The organism is Bacteroidota bacterium (assembly GCA_016715425.1).
Lineage (GTDB): Bacteria > Bacteroidota > Bacteroidia > Chitinophagales > BACL12 > JADKAC01.
Map to the genome: position 1 here is coordinate 1,297,548 of JADKAC010000005.1, position 26,109 is coordinate 1,323,656.

30 protein-coding genes and 1 pseudogene are annotated in these 26,109 nt (G+C 35.8%); 19 read left to right on the top strand and 12 right to left on the bottom strand.

Annotated features, from left to right (window positions below):
* Positions 1-20: 20 nt before the first annotated feature.
* The 8 genes from IPN31_11425 to IPN31_11460 all read right to left on the bottom strand — a co-directional run bounded on the left by IPN31_11425 (position 21) and on the right by IPN31_11460 (position 7,898).
* Entirely contained in the window at positions 21-968 is a 948-nt protein-coding gene (locus tag IPN31_11425) for a YihY/virulence factor BrkB family protein (GenBank protein MBK8682493.1), read from the bottom strand.
* Positions 969-991: 23 nt separating this feature from the next.
* A complete protein-coding gene (locus IPN31_11430; protein ID MBK8682494.1) occupies positions 992-2,896 on the bottom strand; it encodes a tetratricopeptide repeat protein in 1,905 nt (634 codons plus the stop codon).
* Between the two features lie 41 nt (positions 2,897-2,937).
* The gene (locus tag IPN31_11435) at positions 2,938-3,342 is read right to left on the bottom strand and encodes a DUF393 domain-containing protein (GenBank protein ID MBK8682495.1); all 405 of its coding nucleotides are present in this window, start codon (positions 3,340-3,342) and stop codon (positions 2,938-2,940) included.
* Positions 3,342-3,647, bottom strand: a complete 306-nt coding sequence (locus IPN31_11440; GenBank protein ID MBK8682496.1) for a rhodanese-like domain-containing protein — start codon at positions 3,645-3,647, stop codon at positions 3,342-3,344. The genes IPN31_11435 and IPN31_11440 overlap by 1 nt, the downstream gene beginning before the upstream one ends.
* Before the next feature lie 11 nt (positions 3,648-3,658).
* Complete coding sequence (locus IPN31_11445; protein ID MBK8682497.1) at positions 3,659-5,575, bottom strand: T9SS type A sorting domain-containing protein; 1,917 nt, start codon at positions 5,573-5,575, stop codon at positions 3,659-3,661.
* A gap of 10 nt (positions 5,576-5,585) precedes the next feature.
* Positions 5,586-6,347 carry a PASTA domain-containing protein gene (locus IPN31_11450; GenBank protein MBK8682498.1) on the bottom strand — a complete coding sequence of 254 codons (762 nt, stop codon included), beginning with the start codon at positions 6,345-6,347 and terminating at the stop codon, positions 5,586-5,588.
* 89 nt (positions 6,348-6,436) lie between these two features.
* On the bottom strand, positions 6,437-7,411 hold the full coding sequence (locus IPN31_11455) for a D-alanine--D-alanine ligase (GenBank protein ID MBK8682499.1): 975 nt from the start codon (positions 7,409-7,411) through the stop codon (positions 6,437-6,439).
* Positions 7,412-7,550: 139 nt separating this feature from the next.
* Entirely contained in the window at positions 7,551-7,898 is a 348-nt protein-coding gene (locus IPN31_11460; protein MBK8682500.1) for a 4Fe-4S dicluster domain-containing protein, read from the bottom strand.
* A gap of 85 nt (positions 7,899-7,983) precedes the next feature.
* Between IPN31_11460 and IPN31_11465 the strand changes: the two genes are divergently transcribed.
* Complete coding sequence (locus tag IPN31_11465) at positions 7,984-8,985, top strand: acyl-CoA reductase (protein MBK8682501.1); 1,002 nt, start codon at positions 7,984-7,986, stop codon at positions 8,983-8,985.
* 17 nt (positions 8,986-9,002) lie between these two features.
* Here IPN31_11465 and msrA read toward each other — a convergent pair whose 3' ends face one another.
* Positions 9,003-9,686 carry a peptide-methionine (S)-S-oxide reductase MsrA gene (gene msrA, locus IPN31_11470; GenBank protein ID MBK8682502.1) on the bottom strand — a complete coding sequence of 228 codons (684 nt, stop codon included), beginning with the start codon at positions 9,684-9,686 and terminating at the stop codon, positions 9,003-9,005.
* Between the two features lie 131 nt (positions 9,687-9,817).
* Between msrA and IPN31_11475 the strand changes: the two genes are divergently transcribed.
* The gene (locus IPN31_11475; GenBank protein MBK8682503.1) at positions 9,818-10,747 is read left to right on the top strand and encodes an isoaspartyl peptidase/L-asparaginase; all 930 of its coding nucleotides are present in this window, start codon (positions 9,818-9,820) and stop codon (positions 10,745-10,747) included.
* A gap of 11 nt (positions 10,748-10,758) precedes the next feature.
* On the opposite strand, the gene IPN31_11480 is transcribed toward IPN31_11475, so the two are convergent.
* The gene (locus tag IPN31_11480) at positions 10,759-11,595 is read right to left on the bottom strand and encodes a cyanophycinase (GenBank protein ID MBK8682504.1); all 837 of its coding nucleotides are present in this window, start codon (positions 11,593-11,595) and stop codon (positions 10,759-10,761) included.
* A gap of 71 nt (positions 11,596-11,666) precedes the next feature.
* Complete coding sequence (locus tag IPN31_11485) at positions 11,667-12,269, bottom strand: outer membrane beta-barrel protein (protein ID MBK8682505.1); 603 nt, start codon at positions 12,267-12,269, stop codon at positions 11,667-11,669.
* Between the two features lie 97 nt (positions 12,270-12,366).
* On the opposite strand from IPN31_11485, the gene cphA reads away from it, so the two are divergent.
* The 4 genes from cphA to dcm all read left to right on the top strand — a co-directional run bounded on the left by cphA (position 12,367) and on the right by dcm (position 18,011).
* On the top strand, positions 12,367-15,036 hold the full coding sequence (cphA, locus tag IPN31_11490; GenBank protein MBK8682506.1) for a cyanophycin synthetase: 2,670 nt from the start codon (positions 12,367-12,369) through the stop codon (positions 15,034-15,036).
* A 406-nt stretch (positions 15,037-15,442) separates the two neighbouring features.
* Positions 15,443-15,685: a helix-turn-helix transcriptional regulator gene (locus IPN31_11495; protein MBK8682507.1), complete on the top strand. Its 243-nt coding sequence runs from the start codon at positions 15,443-15,445 to the stop codon at positions 15,683-15,685.
* The gene (locus IPN31_11500) at positions 15,666-16,577 is read left to right on the top strand and encodes a hypothetical protein (GenBank protein ID MBK8682508.1); all 912 of its coding nucleotides are present in this window, start codon (positions 15,666-15,668) and stop codon (positions 16,575-16,577) included. Before IPN31_11495 ends, IPN31_11500 begins: the two co-directional genes overlap by 20 nt.
* Before the next feature lie 66 nt (positions 16,578-16,643).
* Positions 16,644-18,011: a DNA (cytosine-5-)-methyltransferase gene (gene dcm / locus IPN31_11505; protein MBK8682509.1), complete on the top strand. Its 1,368-nt coding sequence runs from the start codon at positions 16,644-16,646 to the stop codon at positions 18,009-18,011.
* 155 nt (positions 18,012-18,166) lie between these two features.
* On the opposite strand, the gene IPN31_11510 is transcribed toward dcm, so the two are convergent.
* The gene (locus IPN31_11510; protein MBK8682510.1) at positions 18,167-18,400 is read right to left on the bottom strand and encodes a hypothetical protein; all 234 of its coding nucleotides are present in this window, start codon (positions 18,398-18,400) and stop codon (positions 18,167-18,169) included.
* A gap of 215 nt (positions 18,401-18,615) precedes the next feature.
* Here IPN31_11510 and IPN31_11515 point away from each other — a divergent pair, with 215 nt between their 5' ends.
* The 13 genes and pseudogenes from IPN31_11515 (at position 18,616) to IPN31_11575 (ending at position 25,885) form a co-directional block, all read left to right on the top strand.
* Complete coding sequence (locus tag IPN31_11515; GenBank protein MBK8682511.1) at positions 18,616-18,990, top strand: winged helix-turn-helix transcriptional regulator; 375 nt, start codon at positions 18,616-18,618, stop codon at positions 18,988-18,990.
* Positions 18,987-19,585 (top strand): annotated as a pseudogene (gene merTP, locus IPN31_11520) (mercuric transport protein MerTP). Before IPN31_11515 ends, merTP begins: the two are co-directional and overlap by 4 nt.
* 438 nt (positions 19,586-20,023) lie before the next feature.
* Positions 20,024-20,545: a transposase gene (locus IPN31_11525; GenBank protein MBK8682512.1), complete on the top strand. Its 522-nt coding sequence runs from the start codon at positions 20,024-20,026 to the stop codon at positions 20,543-20,545.
* Positions 20,546-20,774: 229 nt separating this feature from the next.
* Complete coding sequence (locus IPN31_11530) at positions 20,775-21,230, top strand: hypothetical protein (protein ID MBK8682513.1); 456 nt, start codon at positions 20,775-20,777, stop codon at positions 21,228-21,230.
* 26 nt (positions 21,231-21,256) lie between these two features.
* Positions 21,257-21,415, top strand: a complete 159-nt coding sequence (locus IPN31_11535) for a hypothetical protein (GenBank protein MBK8682514.1) — start codon at positions 21,257-21,259, stop codon at positions 21,413-21,415.
* Between the two features lie 344 nt (positions 21,416-21,759).
* Positions 21,760-21,942, top strand: coding sequence for an AAA family ATPase (locus IPN31_11540; GenBank protein MBK8682515.1), 183 nt, complete (start codon positions 21,760-21,762; stop codon positions 21,940-21,942).
* Entirely contained in the window at positions 21,863-22,060 is a 198-nt protein-coding gene (locus IPN31_11545) for a hypothetical protein (protein ID MBK8682516.1), read from the top strand. Before IPN31_11540 ends, IPN31_11545 begins: the two co-directional genes overlap by 80 nt.
* Positions 22,061-22,181: 121 nt before the next feature.
* Positions 22,182-22,487: a hypothetical protein gene (locus IPN31_11550; GenBank protein ID MBK8682517.1), complete on the top strand. Its 306-nt coding sequence runs from the start codon at positions 22,182-22,184 to the stop codon at positions 22,485-22,487.
* Between the two features lie 109 nt (positions 22,488-22,596).
* Positions 22,597-23,238, top strand: a complete 642-nt coding sequence (locus IPN31_11555) for an AAA family ATPase (protein ID MBK8682518.1) — start codon at positions 22,597-22,599, stop codon at positions 23,236-23,238.
* A 104-nt stretch (positions 23,239-23,342) separates the two neighbouring features.
* Positions 23,343-23,660, top strand: a complete 318-nt coding sequence (locus tag IPN31_11560) for an AAA family ATPase (GenBank protein MBK8682519.1) — start codon at positions 23,343-23,345, stop codon at positions 23,658-23,660.
* Positions 23,661-24,774: 1,114 nt separating this feature from the next.
* Positions 24,775-25,191, top strand: a complete 417-nt coding sequence (locus IPN31_11565; GenBank protein ID MBK8682520.1) for a type I restriction enzyme HsdR N-terminal domain-containing protein — start codon at positions 24,775-24,777, stop codon at positions 25,189-25,191.
* A gap of 229 nt (positions 25,192-25,420) precedes the next feature.
* Positions 25,421-25,546, top strand: a complete 126-nt coding sequence (locus IPN31_11570; protein MBK8682521.1) for a DEAD/DEAH box helicase family protein — start codon at positions 25,421-25,423, stop codon at positions 25,544-25,546.
* Between the two features lie 108 nt (positions 25,547-25,654).
* Positions 25,655-25,885, top strand: a complete 231-nt coding sequence (locus IPN31_11575; protein MBK8682522.1) for a hypothetical protein — start codon at positions 25,655-25,657, stop codon at positions 25,883-25,885.
* The last annotated feature ends 224 nt before the right edge of the window (positions 25,886-26,109 follow it).

Below are 26,109 nucleotides of genomic sequence, written 5' to 3' on the forward strand. Positions count from 1 at the left end.
AATAAAAATATGCGTTGTTATTACTTCCTATCAATAAATGATTTTCCTATTTCTTTATTCATAATAATACTGTTGTTGATTTCAAATCCCAGAATTAAAACAAATGAGTTGAGATTCATCCAGATCATAAGCACAATCAAAGTACCAATGGAGCCGTACACTTCATTATATAATCCAAAATTATTTACAAAGGAACCAAAGCCTAATGAAGTAAGTACTGAAAATATAGAAGCGAAGGTGCCACCCGGTGTAAGGAATTTGTATCGGTATCTTTTGGTAGGTCCATAATAATATATTAAGGATATACCGGTGAAGAAAAGCAGCAGAATTACAATCCATTTAATTACACTCAGCAAAATTATTGAGAACACACTAAGGAATCCGATTTTATCTGCAAACCAAAACACCACTTTATCTCCCGCAATAATCAGTAAGATTGAAACTATAAATAAGAAAAATAAATAAAATGTTAATCTAAATGCAGCAAGTCTGCCACGCAACATTCCTCTTCTTCTATACATAGGATGCTCTTTATTAAATGCGAGCAACAATCCATTTACTCCATTAGTAGCAAAGAAAAATGCCAACAAAAATCCAAAAGATAATAACCCGCCTCTTTTTATGCTGACGATATCTGTGATGGTGGATTCCAGAAACTGAAAACCACTTTCGGGCAACACTTCATGTAAAGTATTTAGTAAATATCTATCCAGATCTTGTACGGGTATATATGGTATCAGCGTAAATAAAAATATGATTGAAGGAAATAATGCTAGCAGAAAGTTGAATGAAATTGCACCTGCTCTTACTGCTATTCTGTCTCTGCGAATTTCTTGAAAAAAAAACTCGCCAACATCCCAAATAGAAACTTTATAAAATCCCGGTAAACTGGAGCTCTGAAGAAAAAATTTTGCTTTCTGTCTCCATGCTTCTATTCTATCCCTATATTTTTCAGGTATGACAGGCATTGGCTAAAAATACTATTTAATCATTAAAGACTATTTACACTTTGCTGCATTTGCTTTACATAGATGTCCTCGGGATAGAACGCCAGCAGATATTTCAATTCATCCTTTGCTTTTTGCTTTTGTCGTGTTTTAATATACAAGTCAACAAGTGTAAGCCTTGCCTGCAAATAATCAGGATCTAATTGAATGGCATTTATCAATGCAAATTCCGCTTCCTGATACTTTCCGTTTTGCAAATACACTGCTCCCAAATTCATCCATGCTTTTTCATATTTCGGATTTTCATTGATAATAAATGCAAATACTTTTTGTGCATCAGAAAAGTTATTTACTCTAAAATATGCTGAACCCAATTTTAAATTAAAATCGAGATTATAAGGTAATACCTCTACTGCTTTTTTAAAATAAACAATTGCATTCGGAAAGTCCTTCATGGTAAAATAACTTTCACCGATTCTATAATATGTCCATGCATCCGGAATTTTCATGGCGTTCAATTTAGATGCATCTGCAATTATCTGTTTAAAATTTCCATTTAAATAATGATAATGAATACTTGCTTTATAATACGGTTCATCTTTTATTTTCACTTTTTGTAACCACATCCATGCGGAATCCAACATGATAGGTTGATGGGTAAATGCTTCAAAATATTTCAGATATCCTTTAGCCATTGTTACAGGTGAAGCATTAGAGTCTGTAAGTGCAATTAAGCGTACAAATTGCCCATCTTCTTTCATTGCATCCTTACCCGGAATTTGAATTTTATGATCTGAAATTGAAACATGCGGAATATCAATACTACCTGATTTCGGAATATGACAACCTGAACAATTATCTTGTTTTAAATTTCTTGCTGCAATAGTTTCTGTACAATCATTTCCATTATTATGACAACTTTGACAAGGCGCATTGAATTGCGCAACCGGTGTTTCTTTTACAGTGAGATGCGGGTTATGACAAGTGATGCATGATAGCTGTTGTGTTTCTATAAAACATTTACTCTGCAACATTCTATCTGCTTGTGATGCCATTAAAAATAAATCATTCTTACCATCATATTGCGGCAGAAAAATATTCCAGTGATCCCGAATATGATCGCCCGGTTTAAAATCAAAAAAACTTGCGCCATCATTCAATACATCCACACCTTGCAAATGACAACGGAAGCATAAATTATTTTGTAAGTCAACAGATAAATTTCCGGGATTTACTATTGTATAATCTATTCCATTTGCAGTATCCACTAAGATTACTTTACTAATGGTTGCCACATGTAAACTACCCGGACCATGACATCTTTCGCAATCAATTCCCTGTGGAATTTTTACATATTTATTTATTGAACCTACAACAGGTTGCGGCAATCCATTATGACAAGCAAGACATTCGCTTTCTATAATACGGGAGAATCTGGAATTAAATCCACCTTCCATTCCGGGTGCTAAATCCCATTGTTGTTTTTGCGTATAAAATGTAATTGGTGCCTGATATAAATATCCATTGATTAGCAACATGTGCGAATTCGTATGTTGACCGGAACCCACAATATAATTTATTCGCTCAATGCGCAGATGTACTGTATCTTTTTTTAATAAGCGATATTCCTTTACATACAATGAATCATTTTTCCAAAATGGTTTGTAATAAAAATTGCGAATGGAATCATACACCACATCATGTTCACCAAAACGAGCATCTGATTTAGTACGTGTAGCAATATCGAACGACATTCCCATTCCTGTATGAATATATGTTTCAAATTTATCTGCATGACATGTTCGACATGTTTCCATACCCACATATTGCACTGTATCATTTTGATTTAGATAAGGACTTTCTAAATTATCAGTGGTATTATTCTGAGTACAAAAAGTGAGCAGACTTAATAACGAAATGATAATGGCTATGATCAGGAAATTTCTCAATACTTGTTTATCTGAAGCGAAGTTACATACTGATACAATTATTATGTATCCAAAAATTTGTTTGCTGTATCAGCAGAAGGCATCATACAACTATCTCGACGGCCAAACCACTTATATCTAACGGATGCAATTAATTTATAAACTGCATTGCGAATAGGTGTCGGAATAACAATAAAAACATACCAGAGATTAGTAGGAAATCGCAACTGTTTTGCAATATATAATGCCGCAGTTGATTCCGTATAAAATGTATTGTTATAATACAATACTATGGAATCTGTTTTAGGAACAAACTGTTTTTGATGAAAGAATTTTTTGGTGAAATCAGATTGTAATGCGGCGAAGCGAAAATTATTTTTCTTATCTCTTTTCAATACATATTGCACTGATGCATTGCATAAATTACATACCCCATCAAAAAAAATAATTGCGGGTTCACTGTTCATTATTTATTTTTTTCCTGCCAGTCGAGAATGCCACCGGTTAGATTGCGCACATTAGAAAATCCTGCTTGAGTAAGAATCATTTTGGCAGAGGCACTACGACTACCGGAACGGCATAGCACAACAATTTCTTCTTCCATACGCTCATCAAAATCCCAAAACTTTTGCGGCAACAAACCAAGCGGAATATTTAATTCAGATATTGAAAATTCAGCAAACTCATGTGGCTCACGCACATCAATTATAAAAATAGATTCCTTGTTGTCTAGTCGTTGTTTCAATTCTTCTACTGTAATATCTGCTGACATTTTTCTCTTGTTTATTGTTTAATAAATTTTGTTATCCATGTAGTTCCACTAGATACATCAATTACTTTGAGCAAATACATTCCGGTTTGCAAATCAGTAATGGACAATATATTATTTTGTAATAGATTTCGAGAAATGAATTGCCCGGTGATAGAAAAAATTTCTGCCTCTGCACCTGCTGGAAGATTATTTAATATTCTAATATTATCGTGCGCAGGATTAGGTGCAATCTGTAATTCTTCCTTTGCACTTAATTGAGATATGCCGGTATATTTCGAATAATCTCCTCCCACTTGTGGACGAATCATAATTGCACCCGGTAAAACGGATTGTTCCCAGTTTCCACCTACATAAAAATATGCATTGTCGTTAGAGATTGTATTCACATCGAAACCTACATTTAAAAAATCGGCTTGTGTTTGTAACCAACCTACATAAAAATTTTCATTCACCACAACCGGAGTTGGTTCACCCAGATAATTTACTAACTGATATACATACCAACCATTAATACTATCTGCATATTTGGGCGTAAGAAAATCGGCTTGATAAATAATATTTTCTGCACTGCTGTTTAAAGTAGTATCAATATAATCCCAAATAATTAATGAAAAGAATTTATCAGAATTATCTCCGTCTATATGCGCCCAATGGATATATACTTCTTTTAAAGTATCGGGTTGATTTGCATAAAATTCAATTGCAAGCTTTGCTCCTATACCATTTAATGCATACGCCTTTTCTGCGGTGCCATCATCATAGGCAAAATAATTATAAAATTGCTGGTCGAAATACATGGTATCATTCCAGTTGATTACATCACTTGCAGGATTCAGAATAAATTTAAAGGTTACACTCAAACTATCCTCATCAAAACCCGGTACTGTTGGTGGAATTTCAAAAGTGGTATAGTTTGCAAATGTTGTACTGAATGGATCAAAGTTGATAGAGATAGGTAAAGTAGGTGCTAATATTTCCGTACCGGAATATTTTTCATACGCTGTCCATTGATGACTTGTATTTATAATTGCATTATAATTATTTATAAGCTGCACCAGCATATTTTCTGATACCTCAGTTGATTGATAATCTTTAAACTGATTCCAAGGCATTTGTCGGTAACGTGATAAATATTTTCCAAAATCACCTGTATAGGAAACATCACGAAATAATGTATCACCATTATTCCGGTTATCATTAATATAAATCCAATCAATATTCCAATGATCATTATTTCCATTCACACTTGCTCTATTGCGAAAACGAAACTGAAACCCATCATATAAAAAATCATTTCCCACAATTGGAATCATTGCAATTTTAAAAGCCTGATTTGCATCTGCCAAACTATTTACTGCATGCCAAATGTTCACCCAATTACCACTTACATTTCTAAATTGAAGCACCAAAGAATCTTGTGGCTCAGGCGCATCTCCATAACCTTTCGGTTGAAAATAAAAACTTAAATACACCGAGTCCTCTAATGTGCCGCCTAAATAAATATATCTGGAAGTTAATGTATCCGCAGGACCATAATCCACTGCAATATTATGCGGCACTCCGTTTCTATCGAGTCCATCAAGAGTAACTGCACCATACGAAGGAGGTAAAATTGGATAAGTGCGATTTACAAAAGCAGAACTATCTAACCAGTTTAATACATTGGGATAAATAAAACTTGGGGCCGGATTTATTACTGTATCAGCACATGAAGATTCTGCTTCATCTAAAAAATAATGCAGGTTTGAAAAATCATCAAAAAATGGAAGACAAATTGTGTCTCTTGTAAAAACGATATCTCTTGTACTTCCTATTGTTTTATTTTGATTAAATAATTGCGCATTGAATTTTAATGCATGTAATTCTTCCTGAGACGAAACAGCAGAAAATATAAAGCATCCTACAATTACCAATATCTGTTTGATCATAATTTTTCTGTTAGAATTCATCATCGGGATTTTCATCCATTATAGGAGGTTCATCACTAATCCACAAATCCATCATTGAACCAAGATTGATATAAGAATCGGGCGCATACGCTGGATATTGTCTGATTATATACGCATTTAAAGTATCGGTAATCATTCCGCTTCCAATCACTGAACCCAGATTTAAATTTTTTAATTGAATTAAATTCACCGCTTCAATGTAAGTGAATCCTGTAAGATCAGGTACTTCAATATTTGTTTCTCCAAGTCCATTACCGAGCACTAAATCCACTTTCGATCCTTTAGGAATTTCATCTCCTGCTTTAATCCGTTTACCATCAAATCGCATTTCCAGAAATACATCTTTATACTGAAAAGGTTTATAGGAAATTTCACCCACCTTTAGTCCTCTGCTTGCCAACACTTCTCTTACACTTATAAAACTTGTTCCTATTTCAATATTTGGAATTGCAACGGGCATTGCCTCCGACATATTGAGCACAACATAAATAGTGCGCCCTGATTTTACTTTTGCATTTGGAATCGGATCTTGATTTAAAACTGTAGAAGGTCTCTCATCCGGATTAAAAGTGGAATCCATTACTGCAAATTCCAGACTTGCATTTTTCAATTGCGACATTGCTTCTTCTTTATTCATTCCTGTAATGTCGGGCACCGTGCGACTGTCGCCATGTCTGCTATATGCATTCACAAGGCTGAGTGTTACGGTTAATAGCAAAGCAATTACTATCAATGCTATAAATACATTCACCAAAAATATTTTGCTGAATAAAAATCGGAACAGGCCGGAATTTTCTTTATTTTTCTTTTTCGTCAAAGCCAATAATCAGAAGTGCAAATTTACAAACTCTCGTTAATGAGATTTGTGAAAAACTCCCGGAGTGGAATTCCTGCCGCTGCCAACATTTTGGGAACGATACTGCTTTCACTCATTCCGGGAACAGTATTCACTTCCAAGAAATGCGGAATTTCATCTTTTAGTATATAATCAATACGAATTACTCCTTTGCAACCTAAATGCGCAAATATTTTTTCGGAAGAAGAAGTAACCATTGCTGCAACATCAGCAGGAATTCTGGCAGGAACAATTTCCTCTGCTTCGCCATCAGTGTATTTGGCGGTGTAATCAAAAAAATCATGTTTTCCACTAACGATTTCGCAAATAGGCAAACTCGTGATTTTATCTTTATGTTTAAACACAGCACAAGTAACTTCAGTGCCAGTCATACCCTCTTCCACCAATACTTCATCATCAAAAGTAAAAGCATGAATTAGTGCTTTTTCGGTTTCCTCCGGAAGTTTTATTTTACTTATTCCGTAGCTGCTTCCATTGTTGTTGGGTTTTACAAACACCGGAAATTGCATGGTTTGAATTTCTCTTACTTTCTCGCTCAACACATCGCTTTTTCTCACTAATACACCCTTCGCCATTGGAATGGATATTCCTCTGATTGCCTCTTTGCAAAAGAATTTATTGGCTGTAATTGCAGATGCAAACATGCCGGAGTTATTGTAAGGTATTCTTTTCATATCAAAGTATCCTTGCAATTTTCCATCTTCTCCCGGCGATCCATGTATAGCAATAAATGCAGCATCAAATTTCACTATCTCCGCTCCCATCAAAAAGCTAAAATCCTGCAAATTCACTGTAGTATTAAATGGCTCGACTATCCATTTATTTTTTGAAACAACAACTTTAAAAGGATTGAAACGATCAGGATCTAAATTTTTATAGACAAGCTCACCGCTTAAAAGGGATATATTTTGTTCGGCAGTAAACCCACCACACATTACTGCTACATTCAGTTTTTGCATATAAGGATATTTCCGGAAAAATAATGCAAAGAAAAAATTCAGAAGACATACCCATCCACATGTCTCGGTGAACATGTATAAAAAAAACGCCTTCGCACGGGGGCAAAAGCGTTAATTAAAAAAAAACAAAAGTCAAATCTTATAAATGCATTTTTGCTTTTTTGGCAAGCAGCACCTCTTCCGTTTCCACATGCTCCGGATCCGGTAAGCAGCAGTCCACAGGACAAACAGCAGCACATTGCGGCTCTTCATGAAATCCCATGCATTCGGTGCATTTATCAGGAACTATATAATAAATATCTTCAGCAATAGGAGGCATTTTTTGATCGGCATCTATTTCACTACCATCTAATCTTTTAACCATTCCCTTCACCGTAGTTCCATCGGTAAAAGCCCATTCTACTCCGCCCTCATAAATTGCATTGTTCGGGCACTCGGGTTCACAGGCTCCGCAATTGATGCAATCTTCTGTAATATGTATGGCCATAATTTTATGTATTTAATTTTACGGTTCAAATATGTAGTGTTCTTTTCATATTATCAAGAACACAATAAAGATAATTAAAAAATATATGTCACTGAAAGATAGAATTGCAACACTTGCTGAATTTGGAAATGTAATTATGCAAAGAAATGATGAGTTACAGGAGTTAATGCATGAAATAGAAATGCACAATCGCTGGTTCACAAAAATAAATCAAGAAATAACATTAGATGCATTTGCAAATAATTTCCTCCAAACTTTTAAAATGAATGAATGGGTTTCTAATTATACCATAAATGAAAGTGCAAATAAACAAGTAGGATTAATATTAGCAGGCAATATTCCATTTGTAGGAATGCATGATGTGTTAAGTGTTTTAATCAGTGGCAATACTGCATTGATAAAACAATCTTCAAAAGATGCGCTGTTTTTTCCCTGGATGTATAATACTATAAATGAAATTTCAGATGTGTTTAAACATAAGATGGTGTTTACAGATCAATTGAAAAATTTTGATGCAGTAATTACAACAGGCAGCAATAATGCAGGAAAATATTTTGAATATTATTTTAGTAAGTATCCAAATATTATCAGAAAAAACAGAACATCAGTTGCTGTGATTTCTGAAGATGATAATGATGAAGAATTATTTGAATTGGGTAAAGATGTATTTTCTTATTTTGGATTGGGTTGTCGCAATGTGAGTAAAGTTTTTCTCCCTGAAGGTTTTGAACCGGAAAAGCTTTTTCGTATTTGGGAAGATTACAGATTTGTTATTGATAATAATAAGTATAAAAATAATTACGATTACAACCGCACATTGTTATTGCTAAATAAAACACCACATATTGCCAACGATTTTTTTATGATGGTGGAAAATGAAGAATTGTTTTCGCCGTTGGCAACATTGAATTACGAATTTTATAATAGCCCAGTACAATTACAAAATTATTTTGAATCACAAGCAGAAAATCTGCAATGTATTGTATCAAATATTCCTGGAAATATTTCTTATGGTAAATCGCAGCAACCTGAATTATGGGAGTATGCAGACAAAGTGGATACACTTAAATTTTTAACGATGTTATAATTCTATTGTGAGAATTTTTATTTGTCCTTGTATTCCTCTTTAGTAAGTTCAGGAAATAATGATTCAAATTTTTCTACTTTTTTAGCAACCACATAAGTACAATATGGAGCATTCCTATTATTTGCATAATAATCCTGATGATAATTTTCAGCAATAAAAAATGTGGTTGCAGGTAATACTTCGGTAACTATAGGACGACCAAAATAGTTATCTGCATTTTTCTCTTTAATATACTCTTCAGCAACTATCTTTTGTGCATCATTATTATAAAAAATGATTGAACGGTATTGTGTGCCTTCATCATTTCCTTGTCTATCTTTTGTAGTAGGATCATGTGTGCGCATAAATACATCCACTAATGTTTTATAATCCGCTTTTTGGGGATCAAATGTTATTTGTACACATTCCGCATGGCTTGTTGCTCCGCTACTAACTTGTTCGTATGTAGGATTTTCATTTTTGCCACCGGAATATCCGGAAACTACTTTTTGTACACCAATCATTTCTTCAAAAACTGCTTCTGTACACCAAAAACATCCACCGGCAAAAGTGGCTAACTCCATTCCTGCAGAAGAGCTTTCATTAGATACTGCTTTTGAATTCATTTCATTATTGTTATTCATATTTTCTTTATTTTTTTCTTGTGCGGTACATCCGTTTAAAAGTAATATTCCAAAAATTGAAACTAATAATATTTTCATTTATCAGGTATTTAGTTGTGATTAAAACTACATCAAAACACATTTAATTCCTTGCTTAACAATATTTATGTAAATAAAGATTTTAAATAAACTCATTTTTAATTTTAATATTTGCCTTTACAAATCTCAATATGAAGCCAAAGATTGCAGTGCATGGTGGTGCAGGCACAATGCCAAAAGAACAACTGACCAAAGAAGTGGAGATGCAATGTAAGTCTGCATTGAATCAAGCACTTTTATCTGGATATAACATACTTATAAAAGGTGGTTCTGCCTTAGATGCAGTAGAAACATCCGTAATATCATTAGAAAATTTCCCCATGTTTAATTCGGGGAGAGGCAGCGTGTTTACGCACAATGGTATTCATGAAATGGATGCTGCAATTATGGATGGAAGCAATTTAGATGCAGGTGCAATTGCTGGTGTAAGTAATATTAAAAATCCTGTAACGCTTGCAAAAAGGATTTTAGAAAAATCAGAACATGTTTTTTTGTTTGGAGCAGGTGCGGAAGAATTTGCACGACTGCAAAATATTGAATTTGCCGATTACGATTATTTCTTCACTCAATTTAGATACGATCAATTATTACAGGCAAAAGAAAATGATGTGGTGGTTTTAGATCATGTAGATTTTAATAAAGGAAAAAATAAAATGGGTACTGTGGGTGCAGTTGCAATTGATATGAATAATAATTTAGCTGCTGCTACCTCCACAGGTGGTATGACAAACAAAAGTTTTGGAAGAGTTGGCGACACTCCTATTATTGGTGCCGGCACTTATGCAAATAATAATTCAGTAGCAGTTTCATGTACAGGACACGGTGAATTTTTTATGCGATATGTAGTTGCTTATGATTTGCATTGTTTAATTACTTATAAAAATTTATCTCTGGAAGAAGCTGCAAATTTCCTGGTAAACAAAACATTAAAAAATGCAAATGCAGAAGGTGGATTAATTGCAATTGATAATAAAGGGAATATTGTGTTACCCTTTAATTCAGCAGGAATGTATCGAGGTTGGATGAATTCAGAAACTGATTTTTTTACAGGAATTTATTAATCGACAAACTACTAATGCACCATCTGTTCTTCATTCGCAATTTTGCGTTCCTGTATATCGAAATGAGTTCCTTTTGAGAACAAATGGAAAATAATATATTCCAGATTAATAGTTCTCTCCGTATTGAAAGCGGCACTATTGTATTTTAAATCTTTGCCATCCACCAATATCACCTGATTAGAGCCAATCACTTCCAGAAATCTGTTTTCCTTTATTATTACTCCGGTATCTTCACTAATTCCAATTCCCATTAATGCAGGATGTTCTGCAACTGCAACTACCAATCGGCCAAAGCGACCTCTGTTAATAAAATGCGAATCAATGATGGCGGTATTAATAAATCCCAGACCTTGCTTCAATTTCGCTCTTCCTTTTTTTAGAGTTTCTACCGGCGTTCCTCCATTTATCATTTTCTCTGATTGCGCCATTGCTCCTGCACTGGTTCCTGCAATTACAAAACCTTCTTCCGTATGATAACGCTGCATCATAATTTCAAGAATTTCTGACTCCAGAAACACTTCACTCAATTTAGTTTGATCGCCGCCGGAAAACATGATTCCATTACAACTCTTAATTCTCGAAATAAAATCTTTCTTTTCGGCATCTCTGCGATTGCGGATAGCCATGTGTTTAGAGTTAGTACATCCCAAATAGTTAAAGGCATCTTCATATTCCTTCCCTACTTGATTCGGAATACCGGAGGCGGTTGTAATAATTTCTATTACAGAATTTTTCCCTGAAACTTCACGAAGTATTCGTCGCAACACTTCTAATTTCCCTTTGCTTACACGGTTGCTTCTTTCTTCAGCACCTCCAACAGCAATTAATTTTCCCTTTGGTATGGTCATGGATTAATATCTTGCAAGCAAAAATAAAAGCGTTGCCTTTATCTAATAATAGATTTATTAACAAAAAGCGATTAACGGAATTTATAGCCAAGCGTAAACACGAATACATTAGGTGTAATGTCAACTGCGCTGCCTTCAACGATATCGCTAAATCCAAAGCGATATCTGAAATCAGCCGTTAATCCAAGCACATCTATTCCTAATCCAGCCAGTCCATTAAAGTAAGTTCCTACTGTATTTGTTGCTTCGGTTTTCGAACCATTAAAATCTATTGTAGATCCCATATCAATACTATAACCCACACCAATTGGCAAGCGCAATTTTACTGCATCCCCCAATGAGATACCCAACAGATTGATAAGTCCGTTTATTTCAAAAATATCTGAACTCAACTTTGCCTGATATAAATTGCCACCATCATTTGCAGTGAGTGTAACATTGTTCTTTGAATAAGCGATTTCTGGTTGTATAGTTAAAAACAGAACTTTAAAACGACTGAATGCGCCAACTGTAAATCCGGCTCCGGAAGTCTTATCATCATAATCAATATTGGTAGAGATATCTGTAGATGTAGTCCCGGCAAATAGTCCGTAAGTAAATCCTACAGCTCCGGATTGGGCTTTTACGCCAATTACAAAGAAGAAGCAAATACTTGCAATTATTAGTTTTTTCATTTTTATAAGTTTGAGAGTAAAGATATTTCAAAGCAAATAAAACTCTTTGCAAAACTGTATTCCAAAAGTTTCTATATTCGAAACTCAATTTACTACTATGAAGATTCTTGAAACTCGTGTGATGAAAGGCCCTAACTATTGGAGCATCCGCAGGCATAAACTCATTGTTATGCGCTTAGACCTGGAGGATATGGAAAACTGGCCTACGGATAAAATTGATGGATTTGCTGATCGCCTTGAAGAAACTATGCCTTCTTTATATGACCATCGTTGCTCCGAAGATCATCGTGGTGGATTTTTTAAACGAGTGCGTCAGGGTACTTGGATGGGACATGTAGTAGAACATATTGCACTTGAGTTGCAAACACTTGCAGGACTTGACACGGGTTTTGGAAGAACCCGGGAAACTAAAACTCCGGGTGTATATAATGTGGTGTATTCTTATCTGGAAGAGAAAACAGGTTTATATGCCGGTGAGGTTGCTGTGGCTTTTTGCGATGCATTATTTAATAAAGCGGATTTTGATTTGACGCCGCATATTCAGCGGATGAAAGAAATGCGTGAGCGGGAAAGATTAGGACCATCTACCGGAAGTATTGTGGAAGAAGCTATCAAAAGAGATATTCCTTTTATTCGATTGAATAGAAATTCCTTGGTGCAATTAGGTTGGGGAGTTAATCAAAAACGAATTCAGGCTACCATCGCATCCACCACTTCTAACATTGCAGTTGAAATTGCCTGCGATAAAGAGGAAACCAAAAATCTATTAAATCAACTTAATATCCCTTCACCTAAAGGCGATACGGCTTTTGATGAAGAAGACCTACAAAGAATTATCAATCGCATTGGTTATCCCTTGGTTATAAAACCGATTAATGGCAATCATGGCCGAGGTAGCACTATGAACATTAATACCTGGGAGGAGGCTGTTGTTGCTCTGGCTAAATCGAAAGAAGTAAACCGCTGGAGCATTGTAGAGCAATATGTAGAAGGATTTGATTACCGCTTGCTGGTAATTAACTACAAATTTGTGGCTGCTGCCTTGCGAAAACCTGCTTCTGTTTTCGGCGATGGGGAACATACTATTGCGCAATTGGTAGAAATAATAAATCAAGATACCCGTCGTGGTTACGGACATGAAAATGTATTGACTTCTATTAAAATGGATGACCATACCTTGCGCTTGCTTGATGTGGCAGGTCTAAGTCCGGATTCCATTCCCGAAAATGGTGTTGAAATAGTTTTAAAATCCACCGCCAATTTAAGTACCGGCGGCACGGCTACCGATGTTACCGAAACTGTGCACTCTTACAATGTATTTACCGCCGAAAGAATTGCCCGATTAGTGGGTCTCGACATCTGCGGTATAGATATTATGAGTCAGGATATTTCGCAAGCAATGACGGAAAACCGTGGAGTTGTGCTGGAAGTGAACGCCGCACCCGGCTTCCGTATGCACCTCGCCCCTTCTGAAGGCATCGCTCGTAATGTAGCTGAACCTGTGGTAGATATGCTTTTCCCCGCAGGGACACAAGGTCGCATTCCCATCATTGCAATTACCGGAACCAACGGTAAAACCACCACCACCCGGCTATGTGCCCACATTGCCAAAATGATGGGTTACAAAGTGGGCTTCACCACCAGCGACGGTATCTATATTCAAAACCGTATGCTGGAAAAAGGCGATTGCACCGGCCCGCTTTCTACAAAATTTGTGTTGATGGATCCCACGGTTGACTATGCCGTGTTGGAATGTGCCCGTGGCGGTATGTTAAAGGCAGGTTTGGGTTTCGATAAATGTGATTACGCCATTGTTACCAACGTTACTGCCGATCATCTTGGCCTGAAAGATATTGATACTGTTGAGGAAATGGCAAAAGTGAAATCTGTTTTGCCCGAGACTGTGCATGAAGACGGTTACGCCATCCTAAATGCCGACGACGATCTGGTGTTTAACATGCGCAAAACTTTAGAATGTAAAATTGCACTGTTCAGCATGGACGAAAATAATGAGCGCATTAAAAATCATTGTGAGCGGGGTGGCATTGCCGCCGTATTAGAAAACGGATGGATCACCATTTTAAAAGGCACTTGGAAACTGCGAGTAGAAAAAGTGGTGAATATTCCCCTAACCTTCGATGGTCGAGCCGTATTTATGATTCAAAATATACTGCCCGCTACCCTTTGCGGATTCTTGCAAAACTTCCGGGTAGAAGACATGAAACTGGCGCTGCAAACCTTTATTCCCGGCCCTGTTACCACACCCGGCCCTATGAATTCCTTTAAGTTTCGCAGCTTCGAAGTGCTGGTTGACTTTGCCCACAACCCCGACGGATTCAATGCCATTTCAAAATATTTAGAAAAAGTAACCCTCAGCCCCAAAGTAGGCGTAATAGCCGCTGCGGGCGATAGACGTGACGATGACATCCGTGAACTCGGCCGCATAGCCGCCAGAAGCTTCGACGAAATTATTATCCGTCAAGACAAAAACCTGCGAGGCAGAACAGATTTGGAAATAATGAATCTGCTGAAAGAAGGCATTAACGATGTAAACCCAGCTATACCCACAATCTGTATCAATCCCGAAGCCGACAGCATACAATACGTAATAGAAAACGCCAAAGCCGGCAGCCACATCACCATCCTCAGCGATGTAATAGCCGAGGCATTAGACCTGGTGCTGATGTACAAAGAAAAAGACGATAAGTTCGAATTTAAAAAAGAGGAGATTCCCAATACCTACGGACAGGAAACTGCAAGCACATAAGTAAGAGAACAAAGGTGAATGGTGAAAAGATAATTTATCAAGTCGTTTTAAAAGAGGAATTTGCTAAGTGCGATTCTTCTTTTTTTTTGGGGAGAAAATGCTACTAACGAACTGCGCATTTAAAATATCCTCATCCAGAAATATATAAAATGCGTATTGCGCATTTATGTTTTATATGCTTGTATTTACTTGATTTTAAATGCCTTGGAGCATAGGATATATTTTTAAGAAAAATGGTGGGTTTCGTATATTTGGGAGTTACATGCAAGCGTAGCGGACGACACAACTCCGAAAAAATGAGCGACAAAAACACATTTCTGTAATACATCGCTAACATAAAATGCTAACTATAGTCGGTGGTTTATGTTGTATACTAAAGTTAGCTTTGTGCAGACTTTAGTTAGCAATGATTTCAGAACACGACATACTAAATTTATTCGGAGAAAACGTCAGGAAGTATAGACGTATTCTTGATATTTCCCAAGAAGAACTTGCACATCGTGCAGACCTTCATAGGACATATATTGGTATGATTGAACGAGCTGAAAAAAATATCACACTCGTAAATATGCAAAAGATTGCTAATGCTTTAGAAGTCAATATTGAAGACTTAATTAAAGATAGTAATCATGGCAAAAAAGCAAATTAAACCCTACATTATTGTTGAGAATGAATACTTCATTCCTGAAAAAACAAGTGATGTTTTCATGGAAGTAGAATTCGAATATCAAGTTAAAAAATGGCAAGGTGCATTACCAAAATTTTTAGAAAAGCAAGGACTTGATTTAACAGATGAAGAGTTTGATAGTTTAATTGAGGAAAATTACGAACTACTGCACCCTGACAATAAAGATGGATGGATATTAGAAAGTGATGCAAAATGGACAAATAAAGATTCTGCAACATATAAGGTTTTAGCCGCTTTATATTCGGGAGATTGGGAGTGTCGAGTTTGTGGTCCTGTTCCACAAGTAAATCCACAACCAGCAGCTCGTATAAAAGCTTTGAAAATTCAAGGTTACATAATAGGTTCAAGACGAAGACAATGTTCAACTTGCAATAAAAAAACGATGCATGATATTCTTATTATGCTACCAAATATTGAATCAAGATTTGAACATGGAAATGAATTGCGAAAACCAATGTCAGATATACTTAAAAAACGAATCAAAAGTATATTGGGTAATAGAGAGGTTTGTTTTAATGTAGTTAGGACTGAGGTTGAATTACTAATTGACCATAAATTTCCGTCACAACGTTGGAGTATTCCAGAATCAGACAATCCCAACAATATGAGTGAAGTTGATATACGTAAGAAATTTCAACTACTCTCAAATCAAACTAATATGTGGAAATCTCGGTATTGCGATACTTGTGTTAAAACTGGTAAACGTGGAGATTTTATGGGGACAAGATGGTATTATTCAGGAACTGAAAATTGGGAAGGTCAAACACCAAATGACGAAAATGGCTGTATAGGTTGTCCTTGGTATGATTTAGAGCTATGGAAACAAAAATTGAAAGAAGCAACTGAAAAATAATATAAATTTCTTGCATACTATAGTATTCTTTTGTAGTTTTGTAATTCAATTTAATGATGAGGTAAAATGAAAGATAAATTAACTTTTGGTAGTGTATGTTCAGGAATTGAGGCTTCTCAATTAGCTTTTGCCCCTTTTGGGTATGAGCAATTATGGAGTTCTGAAATTGCTGAATTTCCATCAAAGGTTTTACACCATCATTACCCTAACATACCCAATTTAGGCGACATGACGGAACTTCCTGACTTAATTTTAAAAGGGAAAGTTCAAGCACCTGATTTATTTTGTGGAGGCACACCTTGTCAAGCATTTTCACTTGCAGGTTGGAAAAATGGTTTGGCAGACAAGCGAGGACAGCTTACAATTACATTTATAGAAATTGCAAATGCAATTGATGAAACTAGAGCAAAAGAAAAAAAAGACCGTTCAATAGTTCTTTGGGAAAATGTTGAAGGAGTTCTTAATGACAAAACAAATGCTTTTGGAAACTTCATAGCTGGACTTGCAGGGTTTGACGATGAAATTAAAGTAAGTAAGTGGACAAAATCAGGGTATTTAGAAGGTCCAAATAGAAATGTTGCATGGCGAGTTATTGACGCAAAATATTTTGGTTTAGCACAACAACGTAAACGACTTTATGTACTTGCTGGAGGTAAAGACTTTCGACCAGACCAAGTACTTTTTGAATTTGACAACCAAAACATTGTAAAGAAATTAAAAGCGTCAAAACAAGATAATTCAAACGGCAACATTTTTAATCTGTTTTCTGACAGTCATCAAACTAATGAAATTCTTGACAAAAAAGTATTTTACAAAGGCAATACAAAGTTTGAAATATTTAGAGAATATACAGACTGTCTTTATTCAGCTTACGGCACTAAATGGAACGGCAATGCAGCAGCGTACAATGGTTCATTATACATTGCACAAGACGACAGAATAAGAAGATTTACACCGTTAGAATGCGAAAGACTAATGGGTTTTCCTGACAATTACACATCGGTTAATGGAAACAGCGATACAAATCGTTTTCAGGCAATTGGTAACTCTTGGGCTGTACCAGTTGTAAAATGGATTGGCAACCAAATCGACAATTTTCTAAAACAAAAGACTAACCATGAAGTAACTTGTTGGTACAAATCAGCAAGGAAGTCAACAAATAATTTAAGTGCTGACTTGTATTTGTTAGACAATGTAATTTCAATAAATCAAAAATTATATCTCAACAGTTCGACAGTTCCAAACACACCAATTGAAAGCACCATTGAAGACATAGTTCAAATTGACAATGTGCCTGAAAAATTTTATTTAAGTCCTCAAGCGTGTAGAGGAATTTTAAGACGAAAACAAGAAAGAGATTTAAAAATGAACTCTCAACTTGAAACACTAATGACAATAATTGGTCAAGAAGAACGAACACTTCAAGAGGCATGACAAGAACGCCAGCAGGTAACAGCACCTATAAGAAATTGGCGGTTCAGTGGTTAAATGAAGTTCAGTTTTTCAATCAAACTTTCGTGCAGGTTGACAGTTTTGTGCTTCGAAATCGCCAACTTCTTATAGCTGCAAAACGTTATAAGCAATAAAAATTACTTACCGAGTACTTCATTTATAGTATCGTTGCTAAATTTAATTTTGTCTAAGGCGGTTCTTAATTTATGTAATTCCGCAAGTGCTTTTGTGTTGCTTTCGTTTATTGCATTTATAGCACAAGGTTCACATTGTCTTGCATACTTATCTCCCATAAATTCTTCTTCGCAATCCGCACACTTACTCATATAGTGTCCTGGTGCATAACCGCCTATTGGATATTTTACTTTCATAATCGTAATTTTTACAGCTTATAACAGCGTATATACAAGATACGCCTACAAGCATTTGTTTATAATTTTAAAATTTCTTTAAGGCGTACCTCGTATATACGCAAACCGTTAGTGGCAAGGCTATGACGACACAACCCGACAGACAAAATCGGGTTCTTTTTGAAATTTTGTATTTAAGTAATTGCTTAAATAAACAAATTGACTACCTTTGCCTTATGGACAATATTTCTTGCATACGACAACAAGCGGACATTAAACAAATAAACCGCTGTAAAGACAGAGTTTCAGAACTCAACGGCTCGTTTGACTATTTATCGAACGGACTTGAATTGGCGGGCAACAACGTAAGACTGAAAATTCTGTTTCTACTTTATGAAGAAAAACGGCTTTGTGTCTGCGACATAAGTGATATTCTCGGTATGACAATTTCGGCAATTTCTCAACATTTACGAAAACTCAAAGACCGAAAACTAATTGAAACCGAACGAGAAGCACAAACCATTTTTTACTCATTGACAAAAGAGTATGAAAAAATGTTGAAACCGTTTTTTAAAATACTTGACGAAAACAAAATTTTGGAAACAATATGAAAACCGACAACAAACTAATCGGAGCAGGACTTTTAACAGCTATTGCAGCTTCATTATGTTGCATTACACCAGTCTTGGCTTTAATAGCAGGTACAAGCGGACTTGCATCAACCTTTTCTTGGCTTGAACCATTCAGACCTTATTTTATCGGCTTGACAATTTTGGTGCTTGGCTTTGCTTGGTATCAAAAGTTGAAACCTAAAAAACAAATTGACTGCAACTGCGAAACGGAAGAAAAACCAAAATTCATTCAGACAAAAATGTTTTTAGGAATTGTAACAGCTTTTGCAATTGTTATGCTCGCCTTTCCATACTATTCAAGCATTTTCTACCCAAAGACAGAAAAGCAAATCATTGTAGTTGACAAATCCAACATTCAAAAATAGAGTTTACAATTAGCGGAATGACTTGTGCAAGTTGTGAAGAACACGTAAATAACGAAGTGAATAAATTAACGGGAATAATAAATTCAAACACATCTTACGAAAACAGAAACGCTATTGTAGAGTTTGACAATTCCAAAACGAACATCACGGAAATTGAAAAAGCAATTAACTCAACAGGATATTCTGTAACCAACAAAAAAGAAAATTAAAATGGAAGTCATTTTACAATCAACAATCACTTGCCCAAACTGCGGACACAAAAAAGAAGAAACAATGCCGACAGATGCTTGTCAATATTTTTACGAATGTGAAAATTGCAAAACTGTTTTAAAACCCAAACAAGGCGACTGTTGCGTATATTGCAGTTACGGAAGTGTTGCTTGTCCACCAATTCAGCAAGACAAAAAATGTTGCTAACGGACAGGAAACAAAGAAGCCCAGCCACTAACAGCGGTTTGGCAAAATGGCGGGTTCAGTGCTAAATTGAACATTCGGAATTCTAATGAACTTTTGTGCTAAACTGAACATTTGTGCTTTTAAATCCGCCACTTCGCCAAGCCGCAAAACGTCAAACTGTCTAAAAACTACCCACACATTTTTGTTGAATAGTAACTTCATTTTATAGGTTATGAATTGCAATTTTATGTATGCAATACATACAAGGAACAAACCGAACCCAAGCCGTATTGTTTACCGAAAGTTTAGATCAGATTGTCAGCGCTGATAATGAAGTGCGCCTGATAGATTTGTTTGCCGAAAGCATCAAGATTGAAGAGTATGGTTTTGTAATTAAACTAAACACAGAAGGTCGCCCGGCATACAATCCCAAAGATTTGCTTAAACTTTTTATTTACGGCTACCTCAACAGCATACGATCATCGCGCGTGCTGGAGAAAGAATGCAAACGTAATGTGGAAGTGATGTGGCTGATGAAACAACTTGTGCCCGACCACAACACCATCAGCAACTTCAGACGCGACAATGAAAAAGCCATTCGAAAAGTGTTTCGCTATACGGTAAGCATTGCCAAACAATTTGAATTGATAGGTGGTAAACTTATAGCAGGCGACAGTACAAAACTTCGCGCACAAAACAGCAAGAAGAATAATTTCAATCAAAAGAAAATTGATCTGCACCTGGAGTACATCGAAAACAAGCTTTCCGAATAAACAGAGCGCTGGCCCGAAGCTGATAAGGATGATGACCAATACAAAAGGAGAATAAAAAGTAATTAATCAGCAAATTGCTAAACACGAAAACCGAAAAGCGTTTTACAACGGTTTATCGCAGCAGTTAGAACAAAGTGGTGAAGTTCAGATTTCGACCAGCGATCCCGATAGCCGTCAACTCATTACACGTAACAACATTACCGAAGTAGCATACAATGTTCAAACAACGGTGGATGAGAAAAACAAACTCATCATCGATTACAAAGTAACCAACAACAACGACAGCAAGGCCATGAGTGGTATGCTTCGCAGAGCCAAAACTATTTTGGATAGCAATGAATTTGCTGCTCTATACGATAAAGGTTATCACACCGGCAGCGAACTCAAAGCTGCTCACCTTATGGGTATAGAAATGTTGGTAGCCATTCCCGATATTTCATCAGCATCGATGGCGCCTGATCCGGCATATAATGTTTCTGAATTTATTTATAAAGATAACCATACCTATACGTGTCCACAGCAACACACACTTACCACCAACGGCAACTGGTATAAAAAAGACCGCAATGCACCCGGCCGCAAACACACTGCTCCTGTGCTGATGCAACAATTTAAAACCACAGCATGCAAGCAATGTCCGGTATTAAATAATGCACAAAAAATACAGGGGGCAGAGGCCGTGTAATTGAAAGAAGTCAATTTCAACATTACGTGGATCATAATAAAATTAACATTCAAAACAATGAAAATTTATATAGCAAACGACAACAATTAGTAGAACATCCATACGGAATAATTAAACGCCAATGGGGTTTTTATTACATCACTACCAAGCGGGAATTAAACGGGCCAGTTCTGATGTTGGACTGATGCTCATCGCATTTAATTTACGCAGGTTATTCAATATTATAGATAAGAAAGAATTGTTCAGTTACCTGATGAAGAAACTCATTTTGTTATTTGCACTTCTCCAAACACATTTAGCTTCAATATGCCAAATTATTTTTTTTCAACACAGAAATTATTCTTATAAAAGCATCTCTGTAAACCGCTTCAATCACTTTCAATAAGTTTTTAAAAGCGAGAATTATTATCTTTAAAAAAGAATGGAGGTTTTTAGACGGACTGACGTTATCGGCAAGGCTTGGTGACACTGCTAACTTTGAACTGAATGCATAAAACCAAACTTTTTCATTTACCATGACAAACAAATAATGATTAGAAAGATTCAACTCATAAAACAATTCGGAGTTTTCAAGGACTACAAGTGGGACACCACAGACGGCATAAAAGACTTCAAGGAGAAGAATGTAATTTATGGCTGGAACTATTCAGGCAAGACAACAATCTCAAGAATATTTTCTTCGCTGGGACAAACAAATTCACGAAAAATATAAAAGTGGTGAGTTTAAGATTGTTTATGATGATGACAAGAAAGAACTTACACAGGCTGACTTAACAACATTTGGATATGGAGTGCAAGTATTCAATTCAGAGTTTATCAAGCAAAATTAAAGTGGGATACGAATGAAAGTTTGGATGCAATTTCCTTTGATGTTGGACAGAATGTAGGAATCAGAGAAGAGATTGAAAAAATGAAGACCGAATAAATTCCATTGAGGGACAGAAACTATTATTGGAAAAGGCAACCCACCAACCTGCCATAGACGAGTTTAACAACTTTGAAGGATGGAAGTATACCAATGAGGCACGGACAATAAAGATTGATGCTTTTAACAGCTTAATAGAGTTCAACAAAGGACACTTAAAAGGAATAAAAACACAAGTTGAAAATAACCTTGCAGCATACATCATTGTAGATGCGAAACATCTTAGCAGAAATCAAAAGACTGCACTTGCAAGCAACGACAAAACGAAATTGATAAAAATAGTTTTTACGCAAAGCGTAAAACTATTTATGATAGCGTTGAGGCTATTCTAAAAGCAGAGCCACCTAAACAGAAGTCATTGAAGTTTTAGAAAACAACAATGATATTTATAAGTGGGCAAAAAGAAGGGCTTGAATTGCATACCCACGATAACAAAGAAGATTGTTCCTTTGCGGAAATAAAATTACAAAAGACAGATATAATTTACTTAACAATTACTTTTCAAATGCTTCTGCCAAACTTCGTTCTGAAATAGAAAATTGCAAGCTGTTACTAACAAACGAATCAACGGCACTTGACAACTTAAACATACCGAAAAGTAAAAATGACTTTACTGATAAATGCCACAACGAATTTGAAAAACAAGTTGAGAAATGGAAGGAAATAAAAAAAGCATATAAGAAATTTCTAAAGAGCCTTTCAGACGAATTAGATAGAAAAGAGAACGGAAATATTTTTAATTCTCTCACAGTAATTGAATATGATTTGGTTTCTGTAGACGGTGTTAGTAATTGGATTGTTGACACTCAAAAAATAATTGATACTCATAACGCTTTTGTAAAAAACTTTAATGAAGAGCAAAATACAGCTCGGGAGAAATTAAAAAAACATCTTGTTGCTGACTTCTTGGACAGAGAGATATATGCGGACAAAGAAAATGCGAAAAATTATTCTGTTGAATGTTTAAGAAAATACGATTGTCTAATTGCTAAAATTAAAATCAAAGACAATGAACTTTTAGCAAAACTTAAAGATGTTGTTGCTGGCAAAAAGAACTTGATAAATTTATTAAGGCATTTTTAAATCGTGAAGACATAAAATTGAAGTAACAACGGACGACAGATTTGTATTGCAAAGAGGAATGATTTTGCTGAAAATTTAAGCGAAGGTGAAAAGACTGCAATTTCATTCGCTTATTTTTAGTTACATTAGAGCGCCTTCACAGAGAAGAAACCAAAAGAAACAATTATTTTATTGAAGACCCAATTTCAAGTCTTGATGCAAATCATATAGCACAGATTTATTCTCTAATAAACTCTTTCTTCTTTAGAAAAGGGGGAAGACCCATTGCAGCCAGAGGCTGCAATCAATTGTTTCAAGCAACTTTTATTTCTACACACAATTTTGAATTTTTCTCCTTCCTAAAAGATTCATCACAACTCAATAAACACAACAGTAATCCAAACACTGGTTGTCATTACTATTTTATTCAGCGAATCGGGTGAAGACAACTCTCAAATAACCCTTTACCTAAAAGTTTGAGACTTAAATCTGAGTATGTTTATTTGTTTCAAATTCTATTCAAGTTTCATAAAGACGGTTGCAAATTGGAAGACGATAGCTTGATACTTATGCCAAATGCTTTAAGACGATTCTTTGAAATTTATACTTTGACGAAACTCCCCGACTCAACTGGAGAAGTTGATAACCGAATTAATTTATTATTGGTAACACTCATAATTTAAAAATACTGCATCACTTCTCTCATTTCACGACATTTGAAAAGGCAACAAAACATGATGAGTTAATTATGTTACTACCTGACGCAATGGGAAGAACTTATGACATTATTAAAGAATGAACTCAACATTTTGAATCATTAAAGAGAGCAATTAACGAACCTTAATAACATGACTACGAAACTTGAACGACAGATCTTCGGATGGACAGTAGCCCACCGATAACAGGCGTTTGGCAAAAAAAGCGGGTTCAGTGCTTAAATGAAGCTTTGTACTTCGTATCAAGTTCAGTGCTGGCAGACAGTTTTGTGCTTCGAAATCCGCTTCTTCGCCAAGCGCCAAAACGTTATAGCCAATGGTAGGACGACCGTTACAACGACAAACGACCGACCGAAAATTTAAACAATAAAACAAAGACAAACCATTTTGACAGGTGACCAAAGACATAGAAACAATATTGCAAATGGACAGCATCTTAACCGACCCGCTGACCAACGCTATGTTTTTTATTTTTCCCCACCGCACAAAATATTTTGAAATTCTGCCAGCCGCACAATTGGCACATTTGCAAGCCCCACAAGCCGACACACAAACCAAAGCTTGCAAAAGAGCCAATTCTCCCACCCACCACGGAACGGTAACGAGATTTTAAAACGAAATTTGAGTATCTTAACCGACAAAAAATTGAACTGAATTAGATGGCAGAAAAAGAAGCAAAAGCAAGAATAAAAATTAATAAACTCCTTGAGGAATCAGGGGTGGAGCTTCTTTGACACGGACAAAGGTAAGGCGACTATTAAACTTGAATCTTCCATCAAATGGACGATTTAGGCGAAGACTTTGAAAATTCAAAAAACGGTTTCATTGACTTTTTTACTGGTTGACGAGAACCAAAAACCCAATACTTGTTTTAGAAGCAAAAAAGGAAAGTTTGAATCCACTTGTTGGAAAAGAACAAGCAAGGAATTACGCCAAATCTCAAAAGGTTAAATTCATTATTCTTTCAAACGGAACACTTCACTATTTATGGAATATTGAAACTGGAAACCCTGAACAAATTCAAGTGTTTCCGACATTGGAATCCATCAAACAGTATTATCAGTTTAATCCCGACCCAAGCAAATTAGTTAGTGAAGTTGTAAATGTCGACTATGTTGTTTTAACGCAACTTCCAAACTATAAACAGATTCCTGAGTTTCAAGACGAGCAAAAAAAGAAAGATTTAATCTTCAATTTAAAACTGCGTTTTCTTCGCTATTACCAAGTTGAAGCAATCAAGCTGTTCAGCAATCAGTAAGCGAAGGCAAAAACGTTTCTTGTTGGAAATGGCAACAGGTACAGGAAAACCTTGACTGCTGCTGCATTAATCAAACTCTTTACAGAACTGGAAACGCAAGACGTATTTTATTTTTTGGTTGACCGTTTGGAATTGGAAAGACAAGCAAGAAAGATTTTACCAACTATTTGAAAAACGACATTACAACAGTTGTTTACAAAGAGAAGAAAAACGATTGGCGTAAAGCCGTTTGATTGTTGTTACCACCATTCAATCATTAATGGTAAAACAACAAATACAAAACACTTTTTCACCGACCGACTTTGATTTAATTATTTCTGATGAATCGCACCGACTATTAGGTGGCGGGAAATAGCAGAGCATTGTTTGAATATTTCTTAGGTTACAAGTTAGGTTTAACCGCAACAATCCCAAAGACTATTTAAAACATTTAGACACCGACAACATTGACGACCCAAGAGAATTGGAACGAAGAATGTTGCTTGACACTTACACAACCTTCGGTTGTGAGAGTGGTATTCCAACCTATCGTTATACGCTTGCGGACGGTGCTAAAGATGGATATTTGCGACAGCCTATTGTTGTTGATGCAAGAACAGATGTTACCACCAAACTATTATCGGAACAAGGTTACGGCATTATGGTAACGGTTGCCAGTACCGAACAAGAAGACATTTTAGAAGAGGTAAATTAGCAAGCAAAATCATTTTGAACGGAAATTTTTCAGCGATGAAACCAACCGTTTTTGCAAAACATTTATTGGAAAACGGACTGAAAGACCCAATAAATGGAGAGAGTTGGAAAAAGTTTGGTTTTTGTTACGTAAAACCACGCAAATTGGCCTCAATTGCTCAATGAATATGCACACCTAATATTTCCCCGCAAATATCAAAGCGACTTGCCGGTTCAGGTAACTTC

What these genes read in the sequence shown, in the direction of transcription:
- IPN31_11425 (MBK8682493.1), bottom strand. Translation starts at nt 968, where the DNA reads ATGCCTGTCATACCTGAAAAATATAGGGATAGAATAGAAGCATGGAGA.
- IPN31_11435 (MBK8682495.1), bottom strand. Translation starts at nt 3,342, where the DNA reads ATGAACAGTGAACCCGCAATTATTTTTTTTGATGGGGTATGTAATTTA.
- IPN31_11440 (MBK8682496.1), bottom strand. Translation starts at nt 3,647, where the DNA reads ATGTCAGCAGATATTACAGTAGAAGAATTGAAACAACGACTAGACAAC.
- IPN31_11445 (MBK8682497.1), bottom strand. Translation starts at nt 5,575, where the DNA reads ATGATCAAACAGATATTGGTAATTGTAGGATGCTTTATATTTTCTGCT.
- IPN31_11455 (MBK8682499.1), bottom strand. Translation starts at nt 7,411, where the DNA reads ATGCAAAAACTGAATGTAGCAGTAATGTGTGGTGGGTTTACTGCCGAA.
- IPN31_11460 (MBK8682500.1), bottom strand. Translation starts at nt 7,898, where the DNA reads ATGGCCATACATATTACAGAAGATTGCATCAATTGCGGAGCCTGTGAA.
- IPN31_11465 (MBK8682501.1), top strand. Translation starts at nt 7,984, where the DNA reads ATGTCACTGAAAGATAGAATTGCAACACTTGCTGAATTTGGAAATGTA.
- msrA (MBK8682502.1), bottom strand. Translation starts at nt 9,686, where the DNA reads ATGAAAATATTATTAGTTTCAATTTTTGGAATATTACTTTTAAACGGA.
- IPN31_11475 (MBK8682503.1), top strand. Translation starts at nt 9,818, where the DNA reads ATGAAGCCAAAGATTGCAGTGCATGGTGGTGCAGGCACAATGCCAAAA.
- IPN31_11480 (MBK8682504.1), bottom strand. Translation starts at nt 11,595, where the DNA reads ATGACCATACCAAAGGGAAAATTAATTGCTGTTGGAGGTGCTGAAGAA.
- IPN31_11485 (MBK8682505.1), bottom strand. Translation starts at nt 12,269, where the DNA reads ATGAAAAAACTAATAATTGCAAGTATTTGCTTCTTCTTTGTAATTGGC.
- cphA (MBK8682506.1), top strand. Translation starts at nt 12,367, where the DNA reads ATGAAGATTCTTGAAACTCGTGTGATGAAAGGCCCTAACTATTGGAGC.
- IPN31_11495 (MBK8682507.1), top strand. Translation starts at nt 15,443, where the DNA reads ATGATTTCAGAACACGACATACTAAATTTATTCGGAGAAAACGTCAGG.
- IPN31_11500 (MBK8682508.1), top strand. Translation starts at nt 15,666, where the DNA reads ATGGCAAAAAAGCAAATTAAACCCTACATTATTGTTGAGAATGAATAC.
- dcm (MBK8682509.1), top strand. Translation starts at nt 16,644, where the DNA reads ATGAAAGATAAATTAACTTTTGGTAGTGTATGTTCAGGAATTGAGGCT.
- IPN31_11510 (MBK8682510.1), bottom strand. Translation starts at nt 18,400, where the DNA reads ATGAAAGTAAAATATCCAATAGGCGGTTATGCACCAGGACACTATATG.
- IPN31_11515 (MBK8682511.1), top strand. Translation starts at nt 18,616, where the DNA reads ATGGACAATATTTCTTGCATACGACAACAAGCGGACATTAAACAAATA.
- IPN31_11525 (MBK8682512.1), top strand. Translation starts at nt 20,024, where the DNA reads ATGCAATACATACAAGGAACAAACCGAACCCAAGCCGTATTGTTTACC.
- IPN31_11540 (MBK8682515.1), top strand. Translation starts at nt 21,760, where the DNA reads ATGATTAGAAAGATTCAACTCATAAAACAATTCGGAGTTTTCAAGGAC.
- IPN31_11545 (MBK8682516.1), top strand. Translation starts at nt 21,863, where the DNA reads ATGGCTGGAACTATTCAGGCAAGACAACAATCTCAAGAATATTTTCTT.